We start from the raw sequence: 25,967 nt of genomic DNA on the forward strand, positions 1-25,967 counted from the left end.
AACGAAGGAGCCAGTCCTCTTTCGCTAAGCATACGCTACTCAACAATTTTAAAAAAGCTTTCCATAACAAGCAATGTAAATGCTTAGACTTTTAATGAATAGCATGAAAAATCCCCTTAACGATTTTTATCGCCAAGGGGATTAAAGCCCTTATTTCTTACCGAAATAAGTAACAATCGCAAATCCTAAAATAAAGGTAATAATTGAACTTATAATTGAAAATCCACCAGTTGGAATACCAGGGAACACAATTACAATCGAACCGATAACTAGTCCAATAATTGCCGCAAATGTCATACTTTTATAACGATCTAATAAAAAACTAATGCCTTTACTACTTACAACAAATCCAACCATAACACCAGCACCGATAACCACGATTAAAGGTAAGTTAAGTGTAGTTAAAGCGTTAATTGCTGTTGGATACACACCAATAATTAATAAAATAAACGATCCACTAATCCCAGGAAGTAGCATAGCCATACTAGCCATCCATCCTGCGAAAAATAAACCAATTGCATTTAAAATTGTTAACGTCGTAATTGGATCTGCTGCCTTATCTGGTTTAAAGAAAGCTGTGATCGCAACAAGAATTGCTGCAACTATTAATAAAACAATGTGCTTACCTTTAAACGACGACTTTGCATCAGCTTCTCTCATTAACATCGGTAATATACTAATGATTAAACCGAGGAAGAAAAATTGAGTCGGTTCATAATGATTTGCAAGTAAATATTTAATAACATGACTTAACGTTAAAAACGCTGCTGCCACACCAGCTGCAAGTGGAATTAAAAACCCTAAATGTTTTTTCCATTCACGACTAAAGAATCCACTAATTGCCGCAAGCAATTGTTCATAAATCCCTAACACAACAGCGATTGTACCGCCGCTCACACCAGGAATTAAATCACTAACGCCCATACAAAATCCACGATATATATTACGCCATTCCATACTGAATAAATTCCTCATTTCTTATAGTGATTTTTCCGTAAAGTCCAGTATATCAATAAGAAAGCTTATAATCCTTATATTTTTTGACAATACTTTGACATTTTCACACAAAAAAAGAAGAAAGCTCCTGTCGGTAGCTTTCTTCTCACAAGGTATATTATCCCTTATTTTTCTGATACAGTTTTTAATTCCTCTAATAATTCTTCTACGTAATGTTGTGCACTTTGTGCTGCAATACTACCGTCACCTGTTGCAGTTACAATTTGACGAAGCATTTTTTCACGAACATCACCAGCTGCGAAAATACCAGGGATTTTAGTTTCCATACGTTCGTTCGTTTCAAGGTAACCATTTTCATTTGTAATACCTAGTTCAACAAATGGTTTTGATAATGGTAACATACCGATGTATACGAATACGCCGTCAGTTTTGACTTCTTTCTCTTCTCCACTGTTTACGTCTACAAGTGTTACACTTCCTACTTTACCGCTTGCTTCGTTAATTTCTTTTATAGTGTGGTTCCAAATGAAATCTACTTTTTCGTTTTGGAAAGCACGGTCTTGTAAAATTTTCTGTGCACGAAGCGTGTCACGACGGTGAACGATCGTTACTTTTGATGCGAAGCGTGTTAAGAACACACCCTCTTCAACAGCAGAATCTCCACCGCCAATTACGATAAGTTCTTTTCCTTTAAAGAATGCCCCATCACATACTGCACAATATGATACACCACGGCCGCCAAGTTCTGTTTCACCCGGTACACCAATTTTTTTATACTCTGCACCGCTTGCAACGATAATTGCACGTGCTTTATATTCTTTTTTACCAGCAATAATTGTTTTGTATTCTTTACCATCGATGACTTCTTTCACATCACCGTATGCATATTCAGCACCAAATTTCTTCGCATGCTCGAACATTTTATTTGATAAGTCTGGTCCTAAAATAGACTCATAACCTGGGTAGTTTTCTACATCTTCCGTGTTTGCCATTTGGCCACCTGGAATACCACGCTCAAGCATTAATGTGCTTAAATTTGCACGAGATGTATATACTGCAGCTGTCATACCAGCTGGTCCTGCACCAATAATAACGACATCATAAATTTTTTCTTCTGACACACTATTCACTCCTATCCATTCCTACACAATTAAGTTACCCTCATTATACTGTTAGCATCATTTTTTTCCCAATGATTTGCTTATCTTATGTGTGCGTACGCTTAACAGCTTGCACATACTTTCGGACAGTCGCTACAGATACATTATATACATCCCCAAGCTCCGACTGTGTCATTTTATTTCCTTGTTCGCCGCGTACAATGTATTCAATCGCAGCTGACCAGCCGTACACATTTGTAAATATGTCTCCAGATGTATATAAACGTATGAACGTACAAAACCAAAAGTGTAAACACTCTTCAATTAATTCATCATCTTTTTTCGTATAATTGTATAAGGCATCCGCGATTCTCGCGCACTGCTCAAATTGTTGTAAATCAGCTGGAATACTCTTATGACTATTAAGTAAAAAGAAGTACTTTGCAAGTTGCGATACGATGGGAACACCGTTCTTCGCTTGCGTTATATCAAAGAAGAATCCAACCTTCTCCGGCGTTGACAATTCATTCATTAAATATAAAGCTAGCATTTGTTCTTCTAGCGTCGCACTTTGCTGAAATGATTTTCGTAATTCTTCAAATAACACGTTTTGTCCTTCATCTGCTAAATTCAGCGCATTCCACGGTTCTTTTCCCTTTTTATCAGGATGCAATTCCACGACATGTTGCCACATTTTTTCAGCTAGTTGCTGATCTTTCACCATATACGCAGAATATGCAAACCAATAATAAAAACTAACGTCTCCTTCGTACCCTTGACGCTTTAATAGTTTGAACCATTTATATGCATGCTCGAAATAACCAATTGTTGCAAGTGTAGTTCCCAGTTTCAAACGATGTTCAAATGAAATCGGATATACCGAAACTAGCTGTCCCGCTAACGCTTCTACTTGTTTATGCTCTCCAATTGAATATAGAAAAATAAGCGTATTACAAAGCGCATGTATATTACCAGGATTTTTCTCTAAAATCATTTCTGTTAACTTCAGTGCTTTGTCTACATTACCCGATTGAAAATGTGCAATGGCTAAATTATTATGACCTGACCAAAATTCCGGATAATCTTTCGTAACAATTTCTAATGTAGCAATTGCTTCTTCCAATTGTCCATTACGAATATAACGATTCGCTTCTTCCTGCATAACAATTAAATCATCTTCATCTTCAATCTCTTCCGCACCCATTGCTTCTTCTTCCATAATCTCAAGAAGTTCTAATGTATCTTCTACGAATTCCTTCTCTTTTGCAACTTCTAAATAACGATCCGCATATTTCTTCGCCTGTTGAAATAACCCCATATATGCATAATTATTTGCAATAAAATAATAGCACTGTTCAAGTTCTGGATTAGATCTAACTAACTTTAAGAATATTTGGTTCGACTCTTGATATTCACCAGCCTCAGATAATACTGTTGCTAATTGACATAAAATAAACGGCTCCTTCTCACTTTGTGCCGCTCTTCGAAAATATTTAATTGCATCTTGCAATTTTTGCCCTTTGTAAGCTCTCATCCCTTTTTTATAAAAGAAGTCCGCTAATTGATTAAAAGAGATAACTTGTCCGTTCTCCTTATATATCCTTTGATTTTTCCCCATATATCCTCCAGTTTTTTGTTTTCTTCGCTCACACATTCTTCTATCTATAAGTATAAACGATTCCGTAAAAAACAAAACAGTATATTATACTCAATTATTTCCTTTTTATTCATAAAAAAAGAGGAGAAATGTTACATTTTCACCATGAACCTTCTCTTGCGGTCATTTGCTCTTTCGTATAAATAATACGCATTGGATTTCCACCTACGAAAGCACCGCTCGGTACATCTCTATGAACAAGTGTGCCAGCTGAGACAGTCGCACCGTCTCCAATTTTCACACCTGGTAATATTGTTACATTCGCTCCAATCATCACTTCATTTCCAATGACGATTTCCCCAAGTCGATATTCACGAATTAAATATTCATGCGCTAAAAGCGTTGTATTATAGCCAATAATCGAATTCTCTCCCACAGTTATCTTTTCCGGGAACATAATATCCGGCATTACCATAAGCGCAAATGATGTTTTCTTTCCTACTTTCATCCGTAAAAAAGTACGGTACAACCAATTCTTCACAGATAAAAATGGCGTGTAACGCGCAATTTGGATAATAATAAAGTTTTTCATTACCTTCCAAAAAGACACTGTTTTATACACATTCCATAATGAATTTTCTCCTGAAACAGGATAGCGCGTTGTCCGTCGCACTTAGCTCGCTCCTCTACTAACTTACTTGGACCTTTATGAACGGTTCATATTAGACAAAATTGGTAGCAAATCACTCATTTTATCTAGCATAAAGTCCGGCTTGTAAGCCTCTAAATACGCTCTACCTTTCAGCGTCCATGAAACCGCAGCTGTTTTCGTCCCCGCATTTTGACCACCGACAATATCATGATGATTATCTCCAACCATCAATGCCTCTTCTGGTTTTGCATCTAATAATTCAAGCGCTTTTTGAAGTGGCTCTGGATGTGGTTTCACATGCTCTACATCATCAATTGTCACGACAACATCAAAAAATTCATCAAGCTTTGACAACTGTAATCCCATCTCAACGGTTTGTCTCGCTTTCGTTGTAACAATACCAACTTTATAACCTTGCTTCTTCAACTCTCGAACTGTTTCATATACAGTTTCATATTCTTCTACTAATTCATCATGATGATCATGGTTAAATTCGCGATAACTTGTAATCATCTCTTCAACCTTACTTTCATCAATCTTACTGAAAGTATCATGCAAAGATGGACCGATAAATGGCAACACATCTTCACGCTTATATTGATTTGGATAATACGTATTTAAAGTATGTAAAAAAGAAGAAATAATAAGTTCGTTTGTATTAATTAAAGTTCCATCTAAATCAAATAACACTGTATTTATTCTCATTGCCTTAGTCCTTTCGCCTTCCTGAATATGAAAGAAGCAGCATCTTATAATAAGATGCTACTTTTCTCTAATTTTCCGAATATCTTTTATCAGCTTGCCCCATTTTTCGTCTCACAATAATGAAAATAATAGAAATAACAACAAGTCCAATTGACATTACTTGTGCAATACGAAGTGGTCCTAGCATTAAACTATCAGTACGTAAGCCTTCTACGAAGAAGCGTCCTACTGAATACCAAATTAAATATGTGAAGAATAATTCCCCGCGGCGTAAATTCACTTTTCTTAATGCAAGTAGTAAAATTACACCTGCAAAATTCCATAATGATTCATATAAAAACGTCGGATGATAGTACACACCCTCAATATACATTTGATTAATAATGAAATCTGGTAAATGAAGACCTTCTAAAAACTGTCTCGTTACTTCATCACCATGCGCCTCTTGGTTCATAAAGTTTCCCCATCGGCCAATTGCTTGTCCTAATAAAATACTTGGTGCAGCAATATCCGCCAACTTCCAGAATGAAACCCCGCGTCGCTTTGCAAAAAGAATCCCTGTAATAACCGCTCCGATTAAACCACCATGAATCGCCAAGCCACCTTGACGAATATTAATAATTTGACTCGGGTTTTGCGCGTAATATTCCCATTCAAAAATAACATAGTACATTCTCGCAAATAGAATAGCGATCGGTACTGCAATTAATACAAGGTCAACAAATGTATCTTTTGGAATACCTAGCCTTTCTCCCTCGCGAGTTGCTAGCCAAAGACCTAATAGCACACCTGTACCGATAATAATCCCGTACCAATAAACAGGAAACGGCCCAAGTTGGACAGCTACGCGGTCAAGCTGCGGTACAGAACCTAACAGCATATGTATGACCTCCCTCTCCAATGTTTACTCCTGATTCCCTAACTCAATCGCACTCATTAATCGTTCTGAGAACTGCTGTGCTGCATTGACTCCCATACGCTTTAAACGGAAGTTCATCGCTGCTACTTCAATAATAACAGCCAAGTTTCGACCAGGACGAACTGGAAGTGTAATCTTCGTAAGTTCTGTATCAATAATTTTCATCTTCTCTTCATCAAGACCTAAGCGATCATAGTTTTTCTTTTGATCCCAAATTTCAAGATTAATAACAAGTGTAATACGCTTATAATTTCGCACTGCCCCTGCACCGAATAACGTCATAACGTTAATGATACCTAGACCACGAATTTCTAATAAATGCTCAATTAAATCTGGTGAGCTTCCTACTAATGTGTCTTCATCTTCTTGGCGAATTTCTACACTATCATCCGCAACAAGGCGGTGACCACGCTTCACAAGTTCAAGAGCTGTCTCACTTTTACCAACACCACTTTGACCTGTAATTAAAACACCAACACCGTAAATATCTACTAATACACCATGAACAGCAGTTGTTGGTGCTAGCTTACCTTCTAAATAATTAGTTAAACGACTTGATAATCTCGTTGTCGTTTGAGAAGAACGTAATAAAGGCATGCCTGATTCACGTGATGCTTGTAATAACTCATCTGGTACATCTTGATTACGAGTTATAATAATACATGGCGTCTCCTCGGTACAAAGCGCTTTCATTCTCTCTTGTTTTTGCTCTGTTGTTAACGTATCAAAGAACGTGAGCTCCGTTTTTCCAAGAAGCTGCACGCGATCAGCTGGATAATATGTAAAGAATCCTGCCATTTCAATTCCAGGTCGTGATAAATCACTTGTATCAATCGGACGATGAATTCCTTCCTCACCACTTATTAACTCCAATTGAAATTGTTCAATTAAATCTTTTGTCCTTACTTTTGGCATATGTATAAACCTCCACTCCGCTGCGGGTTCAGTCTCGTTTGATGTAAAATTCCATTCTACCGGATATTGTACCATTTTTTTCTGGAAACAAGAAATACGGTTTCTAATAAATAGAAAAAAACATTTCATACGAATAATGAAATGTTTTTCTTTTTGTCATTTTCTCTTTTTTTCATATAGAGGTTCCACAATTGCCTTCTCAATAATCATATTAAAAATTGAAATACAAATTGCCGCAACAATCGCTACACCAAATCCTGATATATTAAAAGCATCTCCTAATAATGAATCTGCTATTTTTAACGTAATCGCATTAATAACAATTAAGAAGAAGCCGAAAGTTACAACAGTAATTGGTAGCGTAATTAAAATTAAAAACGGCTTTACGAACACATTTAAAACCGCCAATATAATACTCGCAATAATTGCAGTTTGTATATTTGCTACGTAAAATGCATCTGGTGCAATCCCTTTTAAAAGCCCCGATACAGCGATTAACACAACGCTATTTACAAGAAGTGATACAATCCATCTCATTTCGTTACACATCCTTTTAAACATATATATTTCATCATACGCTAATAGATAATAAACGCAAGTATGATACAAACACTTATATCAACTTATTCTACCCTTTATGCTTGTATACCTACTAACACTTCCTCGCAAAATAAGGACCACACCACCTATGTTCATGAGTTTTTACAAAGGCCCAAGTGAAATCTTTATCTACGATATAGATATCACCTTTATACGCATCTTCTGTCTCACACAATATATCATCCATATGTAACAAACTCGCATCCTTTATTAACAGTACCTCATCACAGTGTTGGTAGAAAATGTAGCAATCCTTTTTCACTTCATTATGAAACGCGTTTTCCGCTTCTTTACCCTCTAAACACTTCTTTTTCTCATAACTAAATATGTGCCATAGATAACCACATGCATACCTATCTCCATGAAGAAAAATATCTTCTTTTTCTTTATCACTTAAATGATTTGCAAAGTGATCCTCCCAGCGCTTTCGAAAATATACACCCCAACTTTGAAATTCTCTTACCTTCATATTTTTCTTTCTTAACACCTCTAAAAACTCCATCTTCTCCCCCTATACAATAAAAACCGAGCGTCATTTCCACTCGGTTTTCATCAATAAACTTATTGCGATAACTCTACTTCTTTTATTTTCTCTTTCATTCTTGCTTTATCACGATTTAAAATCTCTTTTAAATACTTACCAGTGTACGAGCGCTCTTCTTTTACTACTTGCTCTGGCGTTCCCGAAGCGACGATTTGTCCACCTTTGTCCCCGCCTTCTGGTCCAAGATCAACAATATAATCAGCTGTTTTAATCACATCTAAATTATGTTCAATTACAAGTACCGTCTCACCACTCTCAACAAGACGTTGCAGCACTTCTAGAAGACGTGCAATATCATGCGCATGCAACCCAGTCGTTGGCTCATCTAAAATATATAACGTACGACCTGTAGAACGACGGTGTAATTCAGAAGCTAATTTCACACGCTGTGCTTCCCCACCAGATAATGTTGTTGCTGGTTGACCTAATTTCATATAACCAAGCCCAACATCTACAAGCGTTTGAAGTTTACGCTTAATTTTAGGAATATTGGCAAAGAATTCTACTCCATCTTCAATTGTCATCCCTAACACTTCAGAAATATTCTTATCTTTATATTTCACTTCTAACGTTTCACGATTATATCGTTTACCGTGACAAACTTCACACGGAACATACACATCTGGTAAGAAATGCATTTCGATTTTAATAATTCCATCACCACGGCACGCTTCACAACGGCCACCTTTTACGTTAAAGCTGAAACGTCCTTTTTGATATCCGCGCACTTTAGCTTCGTTCGTTTGTGCAAACACATCACGAATATCATCGAATACACCTGTGTACGTCGCTGGATTAGAACGTGGTGTACGACCAATTGGCGATTGATCAATATCAATTACTTTATCTAAATGTTCAAGACCTTTAATCTCTTTATGAGTACCTGGCTTCGCTTTCGCTTTATATAACTTTTGCGCTAACGATTTATATAGTACTTCATTAATCATCGTACTTTTACCTGATCCAGATACACCTGTTACCGCTACAAACGTACCGAGTGGGAATGACATTTTTGCATTCTTTAAGTTATTCTCTTTTGCGCCGACAATCTCCACTTTACGTCCGTCACCTTTACGTCTTTCAAGTGGAACTGGAATAAACTCTTTACCGCTTAAATATTTTCCTGTTAACGAATTATCATCTTGCATCACTTCAGCTGGTGTCCCTGCCGATACAACTTGCCCACCGTGAATACCTGCACCTGGTCCGATATCAAGTAAATAATCAGCAGCCATCATCGTATCTTCATCATGCTCAACAACGATTAATGTATTACCTAAATCGCGCATTTCTTGCAATGTACGAATAAGACGATCGTTATCGCGCTGGTGTAAACCAATTGAAGGCTCATCAAGAATATAAAGTACGCCAGTTAGACGAGAACCAATTTGCGTTGCTAAGCGAATACGCTGCGCCTCACCACCTGATAACGTACCAGCCGCACGACTTAGCGTTAAATAATCTAAACCAACGTTCACTAAGAATCCAACGCGCTCCTGAATTTCTCTTAAAATTAAATGAGCTATTTTTTGTTGCTTCTCCGTTAGCTCTACATTCGAGAAAAATTCTTGTACTTCTTGAACTGAATACTTCGTTACGTCAGCAATCGTTTTATCACCAACAAAAACAGCTAAGCTTTCAGGTTTTAAGCGGCCGCCTTTACACTTCGGACACGCTTGTTCTGCCATATACTTTTCCATTTGCTCACGAATGTAATCAGAACTCGTTTCACGATAACGACGTTCAATGTTTGGAATAACACCTTCAAATAAAATCTCATTTTCCTTTACTTGACCGAATTCATTTACATAGCGGAAATAAACCTTCTCTTCCCCGCTTCCGTACAACACTTTATCAAATAAATCTTTCGGTATATCTTTCACAGGCATATCCATATCAACGCCGTAGTGATTACATACAGATTGTAAAAGTTGTGGATAGTATTGTGAACTTGTCGGTTCCCAAGGTGCAATCGCATGTTCATTTAATGATAAATCCCAGTTCGGGATAACAAGCTCTAAATCTACCTCTAGCTTTGAACCAAGTCCATCACAAGAAGGACACGCTCCAAACGGACTGTTGAATGAGAACATACGCGGCTCTAATTCTCCGATTGAAAAACCACAATGTGGACAAGCATGATGTTCACTAAATAGAAGTTCCTCTTCTCCCATTACATCGATTAACACTCGGCCTCCGCCAAGCTTTAATGCACTTTCAAGTGAATCAGCAAGACGGCTTGCGATTCCTTCTTTTACAACAATACGGTCAATTACAACTTCAATAGAATGCTTCTTATTTTTATCTAACGTAATCTCTTCAGACACATCAAGCATTTCACCATCAACACGTACACGAACATATCCTTGCTTCTTAATATCTTCAAGTACTTTCACATGTGCACCTTTACGCCCAGAAACGATAGGAGCTAACACTTGTAATTTCGTACGTTCAGGATATTCAAGAACACGGTCTACCATCTGCTCTACTGTTTGTGATGTAATTTCAATCCCATGATTTGGACAAATTGGCGTACCAATTCGCGCAAATAATAAACGTAAATAATCATAAATCTCCGTTACCGTTCCGACAGTTGAACGTGGATTACGACTCGTCGTTTTTTGATCGATTGAAATCGCTGGTGACAATCCTTCAATCGTATCTACATCCGGCTTATCCATTTGTCCTAAAAACTGGCGCGCATACGCAGATAACGATTCTACGTATCTGCGCTGCCCTTCTGCATAAATCGTATCAAATGCTAATGATGATTTCCCCGAACCAGACAATCCCGTTACAACGACAAGCTGATTTCTCGGAATGGTTACATCAATATTTTTTAAGTTATGTGCTCTAGCACCTTTTACAACGATAAAATCCTTGCTCTTACTCACTCTTTTCACCCTTCCGCTTTTAATTCTAATAGTAAATCTCTTAGTTCAGCTGCACGCTCGAAGTCCAACGCTTTTGCTGCTTCTTTCATCTCTGCTTCCATCTTCGCAATTGTCTTTTCACGCTCTTTTTTCGTCATTTTCTTAGCAGGAGTTGCTTCGTATGTTTCTGTCTCTTCAGCCGTTGTCGTTGCACGGATTACATCACGTACGCCTTTTTGAATCGTTTTCGGCGTAATACCATGCTCTTTATTGTAGGCTTCTTGTATAGTACGACGACGCTGCGTTTCTTCAATTGCAATTCCCATTGATCTTGTTATACGATCTGCGTACATAATAACGCGGCCGTTTTCATTACGCGCGGCACGACCAATTGTTTGAATTAATGAGCGCTCTGAACGTAAGAACCCTTCCTTATCAGCATCTAAAATCGCTACAAGTGATACTTCTGGAATATCTAATCCTTCTCGTAATAAGTTAATACCGACCAGTACATCAAACTTACCGAGGCGAAGATCGCGGATAATTTCAATACGTTCTAACGTTTTAATTTCAGAGTGAAGATAGTTAACTTTAATTCCTACATCTTTTAAGTAGTCCGTTAAATCCTCTGACATTTTCTTCGTTAAAGTCGTAATTAATACACGTTCATTTTTTGCAATACGATCTTGAATCTCTCCTAATAAATCGTCAATTTGCCCTTCAATAGGTCGTATATCGATTGGTGGATCTAAAAGCCCTGTTGGACGAATAATTTGTTCTATTACTTCTGGTGACTGCTCTAACTCGTACGGTCCTGGCGTCGCCGAAACGTAAATAACTTGATTCGTTTTCTCCTCAAACTCATCAAACATGAGCGGTCTATTATCTAAAGCTGATGGCAGACGGAATCCATGATCCACAAGCACTTGCTTACGTGCTTGGTCCCCGTTATACATCGCTCTTACTTGTGGCACTGATACGTGCGACTCATCCATAACAATTAAGAAATCTTCCGGGAAATAGTCCAATAACGTATACGGTGTTGCACCCGCTGGACGAAGTGTTAAATGACGGGAATAGTTTTCAATACCTGAACAAAAGCCCATCTCGCGCATCATTTCTAAATCATAACGTGTACGTTGCTCTATACGCTGTGCTTCTAGCAACTTACCGTTATCATTTAATTCCTTTAAACGCTCTTCTAATTCTTTTTCGATATTTTCAATAGCGACCTTCATTTTCTCTTCACGTGTAACGAAGTGAGATGCTGGGAAGATTGCTACATGATCACGTTCTGCTAATACTTCACCTGTTAACGCATTTACTTCACGAATACGATCAATTTCATCGCCGAAAAATTCAATCCGAATACAATGCTCATCAAGTGATGCTGGGAAGATTTCAACTACATCTCCGCGCACACGGAATGTACCACGCTTGAAATCAATATCATTACGTCCATACTGTACATCAACAAGTTCACGAAGCAATTGATTGCGGTCCTTCTCCATACCAACTCGAAGTGACACAACTAACTCGCGATATTCTTCAGGAGAACCTAAACCATATATACACGATACACTCGCAACGATAATTACATCGTCCCGTTCAAATAATGCAGACGTTGCCGAGTGACGCAATTTATCAATTTCATCATTAATCTGCGCGTCCTTTTCAATAAACGTATCTGTTTGTGGTACATACGCTTCCGGCTGATAATAATCGTAATAACTAACAAAATACTCAACTGCATTATTCGGAAAAAAGTCTTTCAACTCACTATATAACTGCCCTGCTAACGTTTTATTGTGAGCCATAACAAGTGTTGGCTTTTGCACTTCTTTAATGACATTTGAAATCGTAAATGTCTTACCCGTTCCTGTCGCTCCAAGCAACACTTGCTTTTTCTTTCCACTATTAATTCCCTCTACAAGCTTCTCTATAGCTACCGGCTGATCACCTTGCGGGGAATACGCTGATATAATTTCAAATTGATGTTCCAAGTAAAATCCGACCTCCTCATAAAAATCTGTATTATTATTTTACCACGAATGCCTATAAAAAACCTAAAAAAACGAACAGATATTCGGTAAAGTTTTCGACAATATACACATAGAAAAAGGAAGGAGTAAATACTTCCTTCCTCTACTAATTCTATTTTTTAGGTACATATACTAAGTCATATCCATTGCGCCCAGCTTCATTCATACAATCTATTAACCGATAAGTACTTTCTGATTCGCGCTGCTCTTTAACAATACTTTTACAACTATCTTTATGTAACCCTTTATCCTTCCCAGCAAATTTGTCTTTTCTATTATCTGACACATAAAATATATCGTTCCCACTATACTCTAACGTTTGAAAAATCGGGTCCCCTTCAAGGGTATACTGTACAATTCTTATTTTATCAACTTCCCTTTGCTCGACATTCAAAACGAACTTTTCAAATTTATCTAGATTGGAAATCCTGGTTCCCTTTACAATGACATCGTTCTTCTTATCAATTGTAGTGTTAGATGGTGAGCATGCTACTAAACTAAAGAGAAATAGACATATAAAGCTGGTTCTTTTTTCTATTGTCATCCTCTCCTATAAAAATTATTTGTATACCCAAAAGCTACTTTCAACTATGAAAGTAGCTTTTCTTTTCCTTTCTCCTTCTTCGGAAAAATCACATATGAAAATGAAATCGCTGTATCAACTAAAAATATAATTGCCCACACTTGGCTCACGCGACTTGCAGCTTTATTTAAAACGATTCCCGATTCTAACCAATTACCCCATTGTTCAAATGGAATAAATCCATACGCGAAGAAAAAGAATATGTGCACACCAACGAATAAAACAAGATGTAATACCCAATTTTTTATTTCCTGCTTTGCATAGGCCATACCTGTTAATTCTACCTGTTCTTCAATAATAGGCGCCGGTTCATTACGCCATTTCGCAACTAGCTTTTGCGCAAATATATCAAGCTTCTTCAAATCCTTTTTCCCGTAGAAAACTGCATACAGTAAAATAATTACAGTAATGATTTGAAAATTAGAGAACTTTCCTGTTTGATAATAGTCCACTGCCCCTAATGTTAAAATAAACACTTCATTTACGAGGAGTACAATCCCCATAATAAAGCTCGCCTTCTTCAAACGGAATCCGTAACGGAGTAAAAAGAAACCGATAGCCGATAACCAAAATACAATCTCTGCTCCAATTAAAAAATACCAACGATATTCTGCGAGTATGCTCATTTATCCTTCTCCCTTTCATCATAAATACGAAAAGCTTCATCCATATATAATAAAAACTCTTCTTCAATTGGATACATGCTCATTTTCTGTGAATCTTCCTTTGATTTTCTAACTTCCCATAACTTATCTAAAAACGCTTCGTCACCATTAGCCATTTCTAAACACTTCTGCATTAATCTCTTCATTGCCCTTTGTACTTCATCACTAGTGGCTTCTTTACCCTCTTTCATAAAAATACGTAATTGCTTTAATAAATCTACCCATTCTAAAACATTCGGATCTTCCTCACTCATATTCGGCAAATTATGAAGCAACTTTTGTTCTTCCTTTGAAAATACTTCATTTTGAAATATTTCACGTATACGAGGAGACTGTTTTGAAAGCTGAATAAGTTCAAACATAACTTTCCAATCAAGTTCTCCCTCTACATCTACCGAATAAACAACCGCTTGTAAAACACGCTCCATTCGATTAAATTTCTTTTGTTCTTCCTGTACAAATCGAAGTTGGTTTTCAAGTGATTTTTTCAAATCCAGCTCACCTTTTACTAACATATTCGCAACTTCTTTTAATGAAAATCCCATTTCTTTTAAAAATAAAATTTGTTGCAAACGAATAACGTCAGCTTCACTATATAACCGATGCCCACCCTCTGTTTTTCCGCTCGGCTTTAATAAATCTATTTGATCATAATAACGTAGTGTACGTACTGTAACCCCTGTTTCTCTCGTCAATTCTTGTATTGAAATCACTACCATCACCTCTTCCCCCTCATTATAGAAGATGACGTTACGTAACTTTCAAGTGTTTTGTAAAAAAATACAAAAAGCTGTTTATACAAAGTGTATAAACAGCTTTTATGGAAATAACCCCTTTTGTATGGCGCGCCCACAAAATAAAATAAGTGCTCCAACAACAACACTCGTTGCCGTTTTATGATAATGGGCTAATACTAATAAATAATACGATAAACCTACAGTACCAATCATAATACAAATACTTGGCACTGGATTACGAGAAAAATTTTGCATTCCCCAAAGAAGCGCAAATATAGCTGTAGCGACACATAACACCGGTAATCCCATCCCAGTTCCCCTTTTTCTATCTATTATTCCTTGCTGCTAACACGCTCGTTGATGCCGTACTAATTAATAAACCAAAACCAATCCTTATATATTTAAACGTTTAATCTAATTGAAATCTCTCAAGCTTATCCTTTTTTTCTCTCCCCTTACTCCAGCGTAAAGATTTCCTCCACCTTCACTCCAAAATACTTGGCGATTTTTAAGGATAACTCTAGACTCGGATTGTAATGATGATTTTCAATCGCCACTATCGTCTGCCGCGTCACCTGCATCGCCTTTGCCATTTCAACTTGTGTTATATGATTTTGCTTTCTTAACTCTTTTATTTTATTTTTCACACCCATAGGATCCACCTTCAAAAGTAAAGATATCTTTACTTGAATTATAAATATTTTCCAGTTAAAAGTAAAGATATCTTTACAAATTTTAGAAAAACATTTCACTGCATATCTTCTCTAACAAAGTACAAGAGTAATCCAATTTATATCAGCGATTTTTTAAATATATCAGCGCAACTTAAAATATATCGGCGATTTTGCAAATATATCAGCGCAACTCCATTTATATCGGCGATTTCCCAAATATATCGACATCAGTAGCACCATAAGCATAAGAAAGAAGCTGCCCCAAAATATCTTTTGGAACAGCTTCTTCGTCCTACTTATATAAATCCTAATCCCCATACAAGAACGTATCCAAGAACCGATAAGCAAACCGAGCCAATCAGCCCTGCCACAAATGCTTTACTTCCTAATTTACGGAAAGTTTTAAACTCTACATTTAAACCGAGCCCTGCCATCGCCATTGCGATTAGCATATAAGCAATGACAACAATGTACCCCGCAACAACTTCTGGAATAATCCCAAGCGAATGCACTGCACTCATTGCTAAAAACCCGAAGATGAACCACGGAATTGGAAGGTCGCGCCATGATCTTTTTTCCTCGCTACCTTCACTCTTACCAAACCATAATCCGATTAAAATCGCTACTGGTACAAGCATTGCAACGCGCGTTAGTTTCACGATAACTGCGATATCTACAGCCGTGCTTCCTCCTGGCGCCGCAGCCGCAATTACGTGAGCAATTTCATGCAGTGTCGCCCCTGAGAACACTCCATATCCGTATGGAGATAGGCCAAGCACTGGATATAATAACGTATAAATAAGCGTAAATATTGTACCTAAAATTGCAATGATCGCCGCTCCAACTGCTGTTTCGTCATCTTTTGCTTTCACTTGCGGTGCAATTGCCACGACCGCGGCCGCGCCGCAAATTGCCGTACCGCATGCTGTTAAAATCCCAAGTTTCTTTTCTACTTTAAATACTTTCGTTAGTCCGTACACAACAAAAATAGTAAATGTAATAACAACCGCCGCGATGACCAATACTTTCGGCCCCGCCTTCGCAATATCAACAAGATTTAATCGCATTCCAAGTAAGATGATCCCAAAGCGCAGTAACTTCTTACTCGCAAAGTTCGTTCCTGCAATCGCATCATGAGGAACTCCAATTGCAGCGCGCCAAACCATCCCAATTAGAATAGCAATTACTAATTGTCCCATAATATTTAAAAATGGAAGCTCCGCTAAATATTTCGCGGCAATTGCGATTAATAATGTAATCCCAATTCCTTGCGAAAATCCAAAGCCCTTCTTCTTTTGTATAACAAGTGTTTGTTCCACCTTGTACCACCCCAATAATCGTATTGAAACATGCATGTTCTTTCTACTTACATTATAAGAGAGTTTCTATAATAAGTTTAATACCAATACCGAATCTCTATCATCAGAAATACTTATGATAAGATGATAGAAAAGAAAGGAGCCCATTATATGAACGTAGACATTTTAAAAATTTTTGTTACTGTCGTTGAACAGAAACACTTCTCCCGTGCAGCAGAATTATTAAACCTTTCACAGCCCGGAGTAAGTATGCATATACGCAACTTAGAAAACGAATTTGGCACTACACTTATTCAGCGCTCCCCAAAACACGTCCAAGTGACAGAGGCTGGAAACATATTATATATACATGCAAAGCAAATGCTCTCTCTTTACGAAGAAGCCAAACAAGAAATTAACGAACTACATAACGTTGTAACAGGAACTCTTCGCATCGGTGCTAGTTTCACAATTGGCGAATACTTACTTCCAAAAATACTGGCTAACTATGCGAATGAAAATCCACACGTCGAAGTTCATACTTTCATCTCAAATACAGAAGACGTTTTGCAAAGCCTTCGCTCTAATCAAATTGATATCGGCCTAGTAGAAGGGCAAGTCATATACGCTGATGTTGACGTTGAAACGTTTATGCAAGATGAAATGAAGCTTGTCGTTCCGCCAAATCATCCATTGCTCCGCACAAATGAAATAAATGAAAGCACACTCCAAGATCAAGTATGGGTATTAAGGGAAAGTGGTTCTGGTACACGCGCTTATAGCGATCGTTTTATTCATCAACACCATTTGAAAATGAAACGATTCTTTACATTTAGTAGTATCCAAAGCGTAAAGGAAGCAGTTAGTGCCGGGCTTGGCATCGCTATCCTTTCTGATTGGACTGTACGAAAAGAGCTACTGGCAAAAGAACTATTCCACGTCGAAGTTCCAAATGAACAACTCATCCGCCCGTTCTCTATCGTTCGCGGCAAATATTTCATTCCATCTAAAGCCATTCAAGTGTTCTTAAATCATGTAAATTCTTTTGCGAAAAAACAGCATTGACCTTCACATTAGTGTGAAGGTTTACAATACATGTAAAAGGAGTGAAACACATTGCGAATTGGAGAATTATCAAAAGAAACTGGCGTTAGTGAAAGATCACTAAGACATTACGAAGAAAAGGGATTACTCCCTTCTAAGCGCCTCGCAAATGGCTACCGTGATTTTGATGAAAGTGCCATCGGAAAAGTGGAGCTTATTCAAATGTACTTACAAATTGGCTTAAATTTAGAAGAGACGGCAAGGATGCTGCGCTGCCTTGAAATTGAACCGCACCTGTACGACAATCCGTGCAGCAGTATCCTTACGCTTTACGAAGATAAACTCAATGAAGTAACAAAGCAAATCACATTACTTTCCAACATCCAAACGAATTTGCAAAAACACGTTTCACTCCTAAAACAAGCAAAAGAAAAGGGATGATTACATGTTTGTTATACATGGCAGTTCAAGACAAAACGGAAATACGGAAGCTTTAACACATATGATGATTGATGGAATTGAAACAGAACAAATTTATTTACGTGATCACACAGTCTATCCTATTACAGATAAGCGTCATGATGCAGAAGGATTCCAACCTGTAAATGATGACTACGAGCAGTTAACGAAACGCATGTTAGAGCACGACACGATTATCTTTGCTACACCATTATATTGGTACGGAATGAGTGGACATATGAAAAACTTTGTTGATCGCTGGTCACAAAGCTTGCGCGATACATCTCTTCATTTCAAAGAGAAAATGAAAGATAAAAAGATGTATGTTGTCATCGTTGGCGGGGATAATCCAAAGCTAAAAGCATTACCGCTTATTGCTCAATTCCAATATATCTTTGATTTTGTTGGTTCATCATTTGAAGGGTATATTGTTGGAGATGCGAATGGACTAGATGAAATCCAAAATGATGCTGAGGCACTGACAAAAGCACAATTGTATAATAATAAACTCAAAAATAATAAATAGAAATTAGTTTGACAAACCGTTTTGTATGCGCATACAATAAAAGTAATATTATGAAAGGAAGGTACTTTGACCAATGAAGTTCTAATTCTCTTATTTATTTCATCCATCACAAATAGTGAACAAAAATGATGAAAACTAGCAGAGGATTAGTCTGTCCATTTGTCGATACTTTCTTTCGAAGCGATTATGTAAAAAATCGTTTATTTATGTACGATTTTTACATACAAGGGCGACATTTATCCTCTCTAGTGAAACTAGGGAGGTTTTTTTATGACTATTTTATTCGCACGTAATATTGAAAAGAGCTTTGGTGATCGTACCCTATTTACGTTGTCATCACTGGAAATTCAAGTGCAGGATCGTATAGGAATTGTCGGAGTCAACGGAGCTGGAAAATCTACGTTACTACAAATATTAAGTAAGGAAATAGAAGCTGACGAAGGCACAGTAACTCATCATAGTTCTATCAGCATCATTCCTCAGCTTAGCGAAGAACTACCAGAAACCGCTTCTTCTCTCGCAAAAGGAAAATGGAGCATTTCAAACGTTACAGATTCAATGAGCGGCGGTGAACGAATGCGCCTAAAAATTGCCCACGCTCTTGAACAGAATGCAGGCATTTTATTCGCTGATGAACCAACAAGCCACTTAGATATGGTCGGTACAGAGCAATTAGAAAAGGCCCTTTTATCTTATAAAGGGGCACTTGTTTTAATATCACATGATCGTGACTTTTTAGATGCGATATGTACAAAAATCATCGAAATCGAAGACGGTACTATTCAAGAGTATAAAGGTAATTATTCAAACTATCGCAAGCAAAAAGAACGTGAGCGAATACAAAAACAAGCAGAATATGAGCAATATGTACAAGAAAAAAATCGTTTAGAGCAGTCCATTTTACAAAAAAAACAACGTGCTTCTAGCATGACAAAAATCCCAACACGGTTCAGTTCATCTGAATCTAAACTTTATAAATTAAGTGGGGCTCATGGCCAAGAACAGGTTAGTAAAGCAGCGAAAGCATTAGAGACACGTCTCGAAAAACTAGAAAAGAAGGAGAAGCCAAAGAATCTTTCTCAAGCTCAGTTTGACGTACAATACCATGCACCCCATTCATAGTAAATTAGTAGTACAGTTCAATAAAGCAACAAAGAAAATAGGTGACCGCACACTATTTAAAAATATGAATGGAACTATTGCTCCTGGTGCAAAACTTGCTATTTTAGGGGCAAACGGAAGTGGAAAAACGACTCTGTTCAACATGCTTCTCACAAACGAGCGTGGCATTCAACTTTCCAAAAGTTGTAAAATTGGATACTTCGAACAAACACTATCCATTTTAAAAACAGATAAAACCATTTTAGAAAATGTTCTAGAAGAAACAAACTATACAGAATCGTTCGTTCGCACAATACTTGCACGGCTTCTATTCCGCCGTGAAGATGTTCATAAACCTGTGCACGTTCTAAGCGGGGGTGAGCGAATGAAGGTTGCACTCGCAAAAGTATTTTTAGGAAACTATAATATGCTTCTGCTCGATGAACCGACAAACTATTTAGACTTAGCGACGCAAGAAGAATTAGAAAGCATGTTACAAGAATATCCTGGCACAATACTTTTCATTAGCCATGACCGTGCCTTTATTCGCTCTGTTGCAGACCATATTCTACAAGTAGATGAGAGTGAACCAAGAGTATTCCACGGTAATTACGAGCAATACACAAAAAGAACCACCGGAGATTCTGTAAACGTTACTGAGCAAGAATTGTTACGATTACAAACAAAATTAACAGAAGTCATCGGCCGGATTTCCATTCCAAATCATCACGATGACATCACATCTCTCAACCAAGAATACGAAACATTATTAGCTCAAATCCGGAAATGTAAGGAAGCGCTCTAATGTCTTCCCTATATATCGACAAGGCCTTCCGCATTTCCCAAGAAATATTGAATCTTCGACATAGAATACAAAAAGCCGTGCATCAGCACGGCTTTTCATTTTAGATACGGACAGCAGTCCCGCTCACTGCAACCATTAGCATTCCTTCGCGAACTACCTCGTAATCCACGTCGATACCGACAATTGCATTTGCATTTTTTTGTCTTGCGAAAGTTTTCATCTCTTCCATTGCGATGTCACGCGCTTCTTTTAATTTACTTTCATAAGCGCCAGCACGACCGCCGACAACGTCACGGACAGAGGCAAAAAGGTCACGAACGATATTCGCGCCCATAATCGCTTCTCCATTGACGATATCGATATACTCAATAATTTCTTTTCCTTGAATTGTAGACGTTGTTGTTACAATCATACTTTATAGCCTCCCATATGAGATTTTTACCTACTTATGGTGCACTAATTCAGTACAAATTATATTTACGAACTAAACTGAGCTTCGTATAACCTACTATATCCTCCGCCACGCTCAATTAATTCATCATGTGAACCTTGTTCTGCAATACCGTCTTTATTTACAACGACGATTCGATCTGCATTTTTAATCGTTGCAAGTCTGTGAGCGATAACTAACGTTGTACGACCAGCTGCTAATTCAGCAAGTGATTTTTGAATTGCAAGTTCCGTCTCAGTATCTAGTGCGGAAGTAGCTTCATCTAGTATTAAAATTGGCGGGTTTTTCAAGAACATACGAGCAATTGCTAGACGCTGCTTCTGTCCACCAGAAAGTTTTACACCACGCTCACCGATAACAGTATCTAAACCGTCTGATTGTGAGTAAATTAAGTCTTCTAACTGCGCACGTTTTACTGCCTGCCAAATTTCAGCTTCTGACGCCTTTAAGTTCCCGTAAGCAATATTTTCACGAATTGTTCCTGAGAATAAGAACACATCTTGCTGCACAATTCCAATTTGCTTACGAAGTGAAGATAATGTCATATCTTTCGTATCAATACCATCAATTTGAATTGATCCAGATGATTGCTCATAAAAACGTGGTAATAGGCTACATAACGTCGTTTTCCCTGCTCCTGATGGTCCAACGAACGCAACCGTTTCACCTGCATGTATGTTCAAACTAATATCATTTAAAATCGGTTCTTTATTTTCATATCCAAACGTAATGTTGTTATATTGAATATCACCATGTACTTGTTTAACTTCCATTGCATCTTTAGAGTCTACAATGTCAGGCTCTGTTTCAAGAAGCTCTACATACCTTTTAAAACCAGCGATTCCTTTCGGATAGCTTTCGATTACCGCGTTAATTTTTTCAATTGGACGGAAGAAAATATTCGTTAATAGAACGAATCCGATAAATCCACCGTATGTTAATTCTCCTTGCAGAACAAACCATGTACCGCATATTAATACGAAGAGCGTTACGAGACGCATGAGCATATAACTAATCGATGAATTTAAAGCCATAATTTTATACGCCATTAATTTCGTTGTACGGAAACGAGCGTTGTTAACAGCGAATTGCTCTTTCTCAAACTTTTCATTTCCGAATGCTTGTACAACGCGAATACCACCAACGTTGTTCTCAATACATGCATTGAAATCAGCAACGTCTGAGAATAAACGTCTAAATGTACCTGTCATTTTTTTATTGAAGTAAAGTGCTAACCATAATAGGAATGGAATGACGAAGAACGTTAATAACGCTAACTTCCAGTTGATCATCATCATAAATGAGAATGCCCCAACTAAAGTCATTACGGCAATAAATAAATCTTCTGGTCCATGGTGAGCAATTTCCCCAATTTCCATTAAATCGTTTGTAAGGCGCGAAATTAAATGACCTGTTTTATTATTATCAAAAAATCTGAATGATAGCTTTTGAATATGATCAAATAATTTCTGCCTCATATCTGTTTCAATGTTAACACCAAGCATATGTCCCCAATATGTAACGACATATTGTAAGCCTGCATTTAACATATAAACTGCGAGTAAACCGAAACAAGCCCATAAAATAAGCGTCCAGTTTTGCCCTGGCAATAACTTATCAATAAATTGATTTACGATAAGCGGGAAGCCGAGTTCTAATAATCCTGCGACAACCGCACAAGAAAAGTCGAGTATAAATAAACCTTTATACGGTTTATAGTACGAGAAAAATTTACGCAGCATATCTTACCTCCATTTTCCAAAATTAAAAATACTCCCTAAATGATAACCATTATCAAATAATTATTCAAGTTATCCGTCTATGAAACTGAAAATAAGCTTTGCGATAGCTGTCGTTTTTGGCCGGAAAGTCGATATAAATTTCATTTGCTACTGCCATCACCACTCACACACAAAAAAGGGGTGTCACCTATAGGTGACACCCTCACTTCTATTACATCGCTTCTGAATCCCACTCATGCTCCTGTTCAACGAATACAATACCTAATTCGTGATGTCCACCAGCATATAATGCAGTTTGTGCAAGACGAAGCTCACCATTTGTATCTAATACTTCTAATTTACAAAATGCTCCTGTCGTCTTCGTTTGAAGCGCATCATAAAATTCCTCGGCGCTTTTTGGAATGACTCCATTTACTTTCGTAATAATTTCTCCAGGCAGTAATTTCAGCTCTGCTCCAATTGTATTTGGAATTGTATCTAGTACAATGAGCCCATCATTGCGTGCAGCAAAATACGCTGGTCTTGTTTCATCGGCAATTTTCTCTTGCATCGAAATTGTGAAACGCCCAAGCATCGCGACTCCCATCGCGATAATTGCAAGTACGTGCCACCAGTAACTTGCGATTCCTAAAACGAGCACAAGTCCTGCTAATCCATAAACACGTCTTCCTGTAAATAATAAAGCTTCCGTCGGCTCATAACTTTTAATCTTTCTCATAAACCCAATTAAAAATGGAACGAGGAATAGAGAATATGTATTTGAACCTATTGAAACGACAGGCCACCATGAAATAAACTGCGTTACCGCATCACCCGGTACAAGAATAAAAATAGGAACGATCCATAAACGCTTTGATTCGTGTAAACCAATCTTTAATCCACGCTTCCCCTTCCTAATCTTCGGTGTAGAGTATCCTACCGCGTTTTTAGAAATCAATAAGCCTTCTACAATAAGCATAACGCCTAGTAAAATAGCAAGGGATACAATGGTACTCTCTTCACCTTCTCGAAGCTGTAAGAAGGAAACTGGTAGCTTAGAAGATAATAGAACACATACAATCGCAATGCTAAATGTATAAGCTGCCGATAAATATCGATACATAGTCGTTAATCCAAATAGTAATGTCCAAATTAAAATGGCCCATAAGCTTGCTTTAGAAACAACAAGTCCAAGCCCCATCGTAATAATAGATACTACTAATCCGTATCCAATCCCTGCAAATAGAGAGGTTCGCAGTTCAAACCAAATATCATAAACTTTAAAAGAAAAATCTTTTCGTTCTCTTAACATACGTAAGTATCCAACGAAGATACTACTTATTACAAATATATAGACAGCAGGGTGTAAGAAAAAACGTCCAACTGCCCGCATTATTTCAAAAATCCACGCCTCCACGAACTCATTCACCACCATTTATATCATTCTTTCTTTTTATATTATCACAACTAAACAAACGTTTGTTTAACACAAAAAAATACAGGCAGCAAACTGCCTGTATTTCTTCTTATTTTGCCATTAACTTTAATGCTGACTGTAATTGTAAATCATTTTCTCCAGAACGGATTTTTTCGATAATTTTAGTTTGAATCGCTTCAGCTGTCTTTTTATCAAGCTGTCCTGTCGCTTCCATCTCATTCGCATTTTGGAATGCTTTCAGCGCCGATTCTGTCTCTTTACTAAAGTATCCATCTTCACGACCTGGTACATACCCTAAGCTCTTAAGCATTTCTTGAGCATGTTTTACTTGTACATCATTTGAATTGTATGAAAGTGTTTTTTCAATTTGAATTGGTGTCGCATGATAATAATTTGGTTGCTTCACTTCTACTGTTGGTGCGATTCCTTTTTTATGAATCCAGTTCCCATCCGGTGTTAACCATTTAAACATCGTTAATTTAATGTTGCTGCCGTCTTTAAATGGAACAGCTTGCTGGACAGTACCTTTACCAAATGTTTTTTCACCAATTAAATCGTATCCTTCTCCTTCTTTCAGCGCACCCGCTAAAATCTCTGAAGCAGAAGCACTTCCATTATCAATTAATACTGAAATTGGATATGGTTTTCTCTCTTTCAGTTCCGTAGAGAATTTCTTCTTCTCACCATTTCGCTGCTCTACTTGTAGCATTGGCTTTTTATTCGTCATAATTTCCCCTAGTATATCTTCTACACTATTTAAATAGCCACCAGGATTACCACGCACGTCAATAACTAAGCCTTTTATATTTTTCTTCTCTAACTCTTTTAACTGATCCTTAAATTCCTTCGCTGTATTTTCAGCAAAAGAAGTGATTTGCATATAACCGATATCTTTTCCACTCTCTTGCTTCACAGAACTAAACACTGTAAAGATTGGAATCTTTTCACGCTTAATTTTAAATACAATCGGATCAGTTACTCCCGCACGTTTAATTTCAATTGCGACAGTCGTTCCCTTTTTACCACGAATTTTTAATACCGCTTCTTCACGTGATAAGTCTTTCACACTGTTTCCATCTACAGATAAAATTTGATCATTCGGTTTAATTCCTATCTTTTCTGCTGGTGAACCTTTAATTGGCGATACAATAATAAGCTTATCGTCCGTCTTGTTCACCTCAGCCCCAATCCCCTCTAATTCAGGATCAAGCGATTCACTAAACTGTTTGGCTGTTTCTTTATCCATATACGTGGAATAAGGGTCCTTCAGCGTAGACAACATACCTTGTATTGCACCTTCAACTAACTTTTCATCTTTCACGTCTTCCACATAACGTGAATCAATTAGTGCATACGCCTCATTAATTTTTGCCAAATTCCCTTGCGCAGTGCTAGCATTCCCACTCGAAATTGTTTGCGTTACTTCTGCTGGGGTAACCCCAAATACAGACATGCCTGCAAACATTCCGCCAGCACCAATTAAAAATGCAACAACCATTCCAATAATTGCAACTCTACGTTTCAATGCGGAATTCCCCTTTCCAAAACACACAGGTGGTGT

General features: G+C 37.5%; 24 protein-coding genes and 1 pseudogene. 4 read left to right on the forward strand and 21 right to left on the reverse strand.

The annotated features are described in order from the left end of the window. Positions 1–150 precede the first annotated feature (150 nt). The 17 genes from IBT51_RS14005 to IBT51_RS14085 all read right to left on the reverse strand — a co-directional run bounded on the left by IBT51_RS14005 (position 151) and on the right by IBT51_RS14085 (position 16,882). Complete coding sequence (locus IBT51_RS14005; protein ID WP_000455196.1) at positions 151–957, reverse strand: DUF368 domain-containing protein; 807 nt, start codon at positions 955–957, stop codon at positions 151–153. 164 nt (positions 958–1,121) lie between these two features. Further along, the gene (gene trxB, locus IBT51_RS14010; RefSeq protein WP_001288078.1) at positions 1,122–2,078 is read right to left on the reverse strand and encodes a thioredoxin-disulfide reductase; all 957 of its coding nucleotides are present in this window, start codon (positions 2,076–2,078) and stop codon (positions 1,122–1,124) included. Between the two features lie 85 nt (positions 2,079–2,163). Next, positions 2,164–3,675, reverse strand: coding sequence for a tetratricopeptide repeat protein (locus tag IBT51_RS14015; protein WP_000517723.1), 1,512 nt, complete (start codon positions 3,673–3,675; stop codon positions 2,164–2,166). 139 nt (positions 3,676–3,814) lie between these two features. Next, complete coding sequence (locus IBT51_RS14020) at positions 3,815–4,327, reverse strand: acyltransferase (RefSeq protein ID WP_001255070.1); 513 nt, start codon at positions 4,325–4,327, stop codon at positions 3,815–3,817. Positions 4,328–4,360: 33 nt separating this feature from the next. Next, entirely contained in the window at positions 4,361–5,011 is a 651-nt protein-coding gene (gene ppaX, locus IBT51_RS14025) for a pyrophosphatase PpaX (RefSeq protein WP_001222403.1), read from the reverse strand. A 67-nt stretch (positions 5,012–5,078) separates the two neighbouring features. After that, positions 5,079–5,891, reverse strand: coding sequence for a prolipoprotein diacylglyceryl transferase (gene lgt, locus IBT51_RS14030; RefSeq protein WP_000924240.1), 813 nt, complete (start codon positions 5,889–5,891; stop codon positions 5,079–5,081). A 24-nt stretch (positions 5,892–5,915) separates the two neighbouring features. Then, a complete protein-coding gene (hprK, locus tag IBT51_RS14035; RefSeq protein ID WP_001127251.1) occupies positions 5,916–6,845 on the reverse strand; it encodes an HPr(Ser) kinase/phosphatase in 930 nt (309 codons plus the stop codon). A gap of 156 nt (positions 6,846–7,001) precedes the next feature. Beyond that, positions 7,002–7,382, reverse strand: coding sequence for a phage holin family protein (locus IBT51_RS14040; protein WP_001267308.1), 381 nt, complete (start codon positions 7,380–7,382; stop codon positions 7,002–7,004). 115 nt (positions 7,383–7,497) lie between these two features. Next, complete coding sequence (locus IBT51_RS14045) at positions 7,498–7,947, reverse strand: DUF4275 family protein (protein ID WP_000394744.1); 450 nt, start codon at positions 7,945–7,947, stop codon at positions 7,498–7,500. A 59-nt stretch (positions 7,948–8,006) separates the two neighbouring features. After that, the gene (uvrA, locus tag IBT51_RS14050) at positions 8,007–10,883 is read right to left on the reverse strand and encodes an excinuclease ABC subunit UvrA (RefSeq protein ID WP_000045587.1); all 2,877 of its coding nucleotides are present in this window, start codon (positions 10,881–10,883) and stop codon (positions 8,007–8,009) included. Between the two features lie 5 nt (positions 10,884–10,888). After that, positions 10,889–12,865, reverse strand: a complete 1,977-nt coding sequence (gene uvrB, locus IBT51_RS14055) for an excinuclease ABC subunit B (RefSeq protein ID WP_000400989.1) — start codon at positions 12,863–12,865, stop codon at positions 10,889–10,891. Between the two features lie 151 nt (positions 12,866–13,016). Next, a complete protein-coding gene (locus IBT51_RS14060) occupies positions 13,017–13,448 on the reverse strand; it encodes a DUF4362 domain-containing protein (protein WP_088022476.1) in 432 nt (143 codons plus the stop codon). 44 nt (positions 13,449–13,492) lie between these two features. After that, positions 13,493–14,113 carry a hypothetical protein gene (locus IBT51_RS14065; RefSeq protein WP_053563372.1) on the reverse strand — a complete coding sequence of 207 codons (621 nt, stop codon included), beginning with the start codon at positions 14,111–14,113 and terminating at the stop codon, positions 13,493–13,495. Then, positions 14,110–14,871: a MerR family transcriptional regulator gene (locus IBT51_RS14070; RefSeq protein WP_000260342.1), complete on the reverse strand. Its 762-nt coding sequence runs from the start codon at positions 14,869–14,871 to the stop codon at positions 14,110–14,112. The genes IBT51_RS14065 and IBT51_RS14070 overlap by 4 nt, the downstream gene beginning before the upstream one ends. Positions 14,872–14,970: 99 nt before the next feature. Next, a complete protein-coding gene (locus IBT51_RS14075) occupies positions 14,971–15,198 on the reverse strand; it encodes a hypothetical protein (RefSeq protein ID WP_043935807.1) in 228 nt (75 codons plus the stop codon). 146 nt (positions 15,199–15,344) lie between these two features. Next, positions 15,345–15,542 carry a helix-turn-helix transcriptional regulator gene (locus IBT51_RS14080; RefSeq protein WP_000538364.1) on the reverse strand — a complete coding sequence of 66 codons (198 nt, stop codon included), beginning with the start codon at positions 15,540–15,542 and terminating at the stop codon, positions 15,345–15,347. Between the two features lie 317 nt (positions 15,543–15,859). Continuing rightward, positions 15,860–16,882: a YeiH family protein gene (locus IBT51_RS14085; protein ID WP_000438413.1), complete on the reverse strand. Its 1,023-nt coding sequence runs from the start codon at positions 16,880–16,882 to the stop codon at positions 15,860–15,862. A 150-nt stretch (positions 16,883–17,032) separates the two neighbouring features. Here IBT51_RS14085 and IBT51_RS14090 point away from each other — a divergent pair, with 150 nt between their 5' ends. The 4 genes and pseudogenes from IBT51_RS14090 to abc-f all read left to right on the forward strand — a co-directional run bounded on the left by IBT51_RS14090 (position 17,033) and on the right by abc-f (position 20,796). After that, positions 17,033–17,926 (forward strand): LysR family transcriptional regulator, encoded by an 894-nt coding sequence (locus IBT51_RS14090; protein ID WP_200458459.1) that lies wholly within the window; start codon positions 17,033–17,035, stop codon positions 17,924–17,926. Positions 17,927–17,977: 51 nt separating this feature from the next. Continuing rightward, complete coding sequence (locus IBT51_RS14095) at positions 17,978–18,346, forward strand: MerR family transcriptional regulator (RefSeq protein ID WP_001219209.1); 369 nt, start codon at positions 17,978–17,980, stop codon at positions 18,344–18,346. A gap of 4 nt (positions 18,347–18,350) precedes the next feature. Further along, entirely contained in the window at positions 18,351–18,890 is a 540-nt protein-coding gene (locus tag IBT51_RS14100) for a flavodoxin family protein (protein WP_200458458.1), read from the forward strand. A gap of 270 nt (positions 18,891–19,160) precedes the next feature. After that, positions 19,161–20,796: pseudogene (gene abc-f, locus IBT51_RS14105) on the forward strand (ribosomal protection-like ABC-F family protein). 100 nt (positions 20,797–20,896) lie between these two features. On the opposite strand, the gene IBT51_RS14110 reads toward abc-f, so the two are convergent. The 4 genes from IBT51_RS14110 to IBT51_RS14125 all read right to left on the reverse strand — a co-directional run bounded on the left by IBT51_RS14110 (position 20,897) and on the right by IBT51_RS14125 (position 25,931). Further along, positions 20,897–21,208, reverse strand: coding sequence for a heavy metal-binding domain-containing protein (locus tag IBT51_RS14110; protein ID WP_000637523.1), 312 nt, complete (start codon positions 21,206–21,208; stop codon positions 20,897–20,899). Between the two features lie 65 nt (positions 21,209–21,273). Beyond that, complete coding sequence (locus tag IBT51_RS14115; protein WP_098678346.1) at positions 21,274–22,989, reverse strand: ABC transporter ATP-binding protein; 1,716 nt, start codon at positions 22,987–22,989, stop codon at positions 21,274–21,276. A 211-nt stretch (positions 22,990–23,200) separates the two neighbouring features. Then, on the reverse strand, positions 23,201–24,403 hold the full coding sequence (locus IBT51_RS14120; RefSeq protein ID WP_200458457.1) for a PDZ domain-containing protein: 1,203 nt from the start codon (positions 24,401–24,403) through the stop codon (positions 23,201–23,203). 91 nt (positions 24,404–24,494) lie between these two features. After that, a complete protein-coding gene (locus IBT51_RS14125) occupies positions 24,495–25,931 on the reverse strand; it encodes a S41 family peptidase (protein ID WP_000830318.1) in 1,437 nt (478 codons plus the stop codon). Positions 25,932–25,967: the final 36 nt, after the last annotated feature.

The organism is Bacillus sp. S71 (genome assembly GCF_016625265.1).
Taxonomy (GTDB): Bacteria; Bacillota; Bacilli; order Bacillales; family Bacillaceae_G; genus Bacillus_A; species Bacillus_A cereus.